The sequence below is a fragment of the Thioclava sp. UBA3469 genome (assembly GCF_002378135.1).
Classification (GTDB): Bacteria; Pseudomonadota; Alphaproteobacteria; order Rhodobacterales; family Rhodobacteraceae; genus Thioclava; species Thioclava sediminum.
The window spans coordinates 1-3,772 of sequence record NZ_DFRG01000064.1; the positions used below are offsets into that span (position 1 = coordinate 1).

Consider the following 3,772-nt stretch of genomic DNA (forward strand, 5'->3'; position numbering starts at 1 on the left):
AACATCACCGATTACGGTGCGTTCGTCGACCTCGGCGGCATCGACGGCCTGCTGCACGTCACCGACATGGCATGGCGCCGCGTGAACCACCCGTCCGAGATCCTGTCGATCGGCGAGACCGTCAAGGTCCAGGTCGTCAAGATCAACAAGGAAACCCACCGCATCTCGCTCGGCATGAAGCAGCTGCAGTCGGATCCGTGGGACTCGGTCGAGTCGAAGTTCGCTCTGGGTTCGGTCCACACCGGCCGCGTGACCAACATCACCGACTACGGCGCGTTCGTCGAGCTGGAGCCGGGTGTCGAAGGTCTCGTGCACGTGTCCGAGATGTCCTGGACCAAGAAGAACGTCCACCCCGGCAAGATCGTCTCGACGAGCCAGGAAGTCGACGTCATGGTCCTCGAGATCGACACCGCGAAGCGCCGCGTCTCGCTTGGCCTCAAGCAGACCATGCGCAACCCGTGGGAAGTCTTCGCAGAGACCCACCCGGTCGGCACCGTCATCGAAGGCGAAGTCAAGAACATCACCGAATTCGGTCTGTTCGTTGGCCTCGAGAACGACATCGACGGCATGGTGCACCTCTCGGACCTCAGCTGGGAACAGCGTGGCGAGGATGCGATCCAGGACTACCGCAAAGGCGACATGGTCAAGGCCGCTGTCACCGAAGTGGACACCGACAAGGAGCGTATCTCGCTCTCGATCAAGGCGCTCGACGCCGACACGTTCTCCGATGCCGTTGACGGCGTGAAGCGTGGTTCGATCGTGACCGTGACCGTGACCGCGATCGAAGACGGTGGCGTCGAGGTGGAATACAACGGCATGAAGTCGTTCATCCGCCGTTCGGACCTCGCCCGCGATCGTGCCGACCAGCGCCCCGAGCGCTTCCAGGTTGGCGATCACGTCGATGTCCGCGTGACCAACGTCGACTCCAAGACCCGCAAGCTGGGTGTGTCGATCAAGGCGCGTGAGATCGCTGAAGAGAAAGAAGCCGTGGAACAGTACGGTTCGTCGGACTCGGGTGCGTCGCTGGGCGACATCCTGGGTGCTGCGCTCAAGGGCGACCAATAAGAGATCGAGCCGCTTGGCTCAACGAGAGGCCCCGCCGATTGGCGGGGCCTTTTTCGTTCCGCAAAGCCTTGGCGATCTGCGACGACGATTCGCGCAACGGGTGACGCTTGCGCGGGCGAAGCGCTGAATTTCTGCGTTTGCGAAGGCGCTTCCGTCGGCGGCAGACCGCTAGGGGCTCGATTTTACGTGGATTTTCCGGGTCTTTGCTGTTCCGCGTTGCAACGATTGGTCCTATAATTGGGAAATGACGCATGTAAGAGCCGGGGGACACCCGGCCAAGCCCGTGGGGGGAGATAACAAGATGATCCGCTCTGAGTTGATCACCAAGATTGCCGAGGAGAATCCGCATCTCTACCAGCGGGATGTCGAAAAAATCGTAAATACGATCTTCGACGAGATCACCGAGGCGCTGGCCTCGGGCGACCGCGTCGAGCTTCGTGGGTTCGGGGCCTTTTCCGTCAAGAAGCGCGACGCGCGCACCGGTCGGAACCCGCGCACCGGCGAGGCGGTTGAGGTCGAGGAAAAACACGTACCCTTCTTCAAGACCGGTAAGCTGCTGCGCGACCGGCTGAACGGGAAAGAGGAATAAGAGCTAATGATTCGAGCGCTTCGGCTGCTGTTTCTCGGTCTGCTCGCCGTGGTCCTGATCGGGCTGGCGCTGGCCAATCGTCAAATCGTCACGCTGCGGGTGCTGCCGCTCGAGGCGGGCAGCTTCCTTGGCTGGGACTGGGCGGTTCAGGTGCCGCTGTTCCTCGTGATCCTCGCAGGCGTCCTGCTGGGCCTTCTGATCGGCTTCGTCTGGGAATGGGCGCGCGAGTCGCGTCTGCGCCGCAATGCCCGCCAGTCGGACCGCAAGGCGCGCAAGCTCGAAGCTGAAGTTCAGACGCTGCGCCACGACAAGACCGGCCCGAAGGACGACGTGCTGGCGCTGCTCGAACAGCCCTCGCGCTGAGATGCCGACCGTCGCCATAGACCGCAACGCGCAGGGTCTCGCCCGCGTCAAGATTTGCGGGCTGCGCAAGGCCGAGGACATCGCCGCCGCCGTCGAGGCGGGCGCGCGCTATGTTGGCTTCGTCTTCTTCGCCAAATCCCCGCGCCATTTGGAGATCGCCGAGGCGCGTACTTTGGCGCAGGATGTCGAACCCGGCATCGCCAAGGTCGGTCTGGTGGTGAACCCGAGCGATGAGCTTCTCACCGAGATCACGGACGCCGTACCGCTCGACATGATCCAGCTTCACGGGTCGGAAAGCCCGGAACGTGTGACCGAAATCCGTGCCAAGTTCGGCCTGCCGGTGATGAAAGCTGTCGGCGTGGCCGATGCCGCCGATCTTCCGAAGATCGCGGAGTATGAGGCGGTGGCCGACCAGATCCTGCTCGACGCCAAGCCGCCGAAAGAGGCGGAGCTTCCGGGAGGTAACGGGCTTTCCTTCGACTGGCGGCTGATCGCCGGGCGCACCTGGGAAAAGCCGTGGATGCTGGCCGGCGGGCTGACGCCGGAGAACGTGGCCGAGGCGATCCTGCTGACCGGCGCGCGGCAGGTCGATGTCTCCTCGGGCGTGGAGAGCGCGCCGGGCGTCAAGGACCCCGAGAAAATCCGCGCTTTCGTTCATGCTGCCCGTCAGGGAAGTGACGGGGCTTAGCGGGGCCCCGCGCAATCGAGTATTTTTGGCCAGATGCCGGGGCGGGGATTTATCTCGTCTCGCTTTGACGCTAGACCGATCCTCACGAATAGCGCGAGGTGTGCCATGGCTGACGATCTGATCAACTCCTTCATGAATGTGCCCGACGAGAACGGGCGGTTCGGCATTTTCGGTGGCCGCTTCGTGTCCGAGACGCTGATGCCGCTGATCCTCTCGCTCGAAGAGGAATACGAGAAGGCCAAGACCGATCCCGATTTCTGGGCGGAGATGGACGATCTCTGGAAGCACTATGTCGGTCGCCCGTCGCCCCTCTATTTCGCGCCCCGCATCACCGAAGAGCTGGGCGGCGCGAAAATCTATCTCAAGCGCGACGAGCTGAACCACACCGGCGCGCATAAGATCAACAACGTGCTGGGGCAGATCCTGCTGGCGCGACGCATGGGCAAGACCCGGATCATCGCCGAGACCGGCGCGGGCCAGCATGGCGTCGCCACCGCGACGGTCTGCGCGAAATTCGGCCTCAAATGCGTGGTCTATATGGGCGCGACCGACGTCGAGCGTCAGGCGCCCAACGTCTTCCGGATGCGCCTGCTGGGCGCCGAAGTCGTCCCGGTCAAATCGGGCCGCGGCACACTGAAGGACGCCATGAACGACGCGCTGCGCGACTGGGTGACCAATGTGCGCGACACGTTCTACTGCATCGGCACGGTTGCCGGTCCGCATCCTTATCCGGCGATGGTCCGCGACTTCCAGTCGGTGATCGGCAAGGAAGTGCGCTGGCAGCTTGAGGAGCAGGAAGGCGAGGGCCGTCTGCCCGACACCGTGATCGCGGCGATCGGTGGCGGTTCGAACGCGATGGGCCTGTTCCATCCGTTCCTCGACGATAAATCCGTGCGCATCATCGGGGTCGAGGCTGGCGGTCACGGCGTCGACGAGAAGATGGAGCATTGCGCCTCGCTCACCGGCGGGCGTCCGGGCGTGCTGCATGGCAACCGGACCTATCTGCTGCAAGACGAGGACGGGCAGATCCTCGAAGGGCATTCGATCTCGGCCGGGCTCGACTATCC

5 protein-coding genes are annotated in these 3,772 nt (G+C 63.3%); all 5 read left to right on the forward strand.

Annotation, left to right across the window (positions count from 1 at the left end; all coding sequences use genetic code 11):
- The coding region (locus B3D39_RS05480) for a 30S ribosomal protein S1 (RefSeq protein ID WP_286789449.1) at positions 1–1,065 on the forward strand (1,065 nt) is incomplete at its 5' end.
- A 301-nt stretch (positions 1,066–1,366) separates the two neighbouring features.
- Positions 1,367–1,654, forward strand: coding sequence for an integration host factor subunit beta (gene ihfB, locus B3D39_RS05485; protein ID WP_075774953.1), 288 nt, complete (start codon positions 1,367–1,369; stop codon positions 1,652–1,654).
- A gap of 6 nt (positions 1,655–1,660) precedes the next feature.
- Positions 1,661–2,017: a lipopolysaccharide assembly protein LapA domain-containing protein gene (locus B3D39_RS05490; protein ID WP_152844360.1), complete on the forward strand. Its 357-nt coding sequence runs from the start codon at positions 1,661–1,663 to the stop codon at positions 2,015–2,017.
- 1 nt (position 2,018) lies between these two features.
- Entirely contained in the window at positions 2,019–2,705 is a 687-nt protein-coding gene (locus tag B3D39_RS05495; RefSeq protein WP_274962938.1) for a phosphoribosylanthranilate isomerase, read from the forward strand.
- A 105-nt stretch (positions 2,706–2,810) separates the two neighbouring features.
- Positions 2,811–3,772, forward strand: a 962-nt coding sequence (gene trpB / locus B3D39_RS05500; RefSeq protein WP_286789450.1) for a tryptophan synthase subunit beta, incomplete at its 3' end; no start/stop codon positions are given.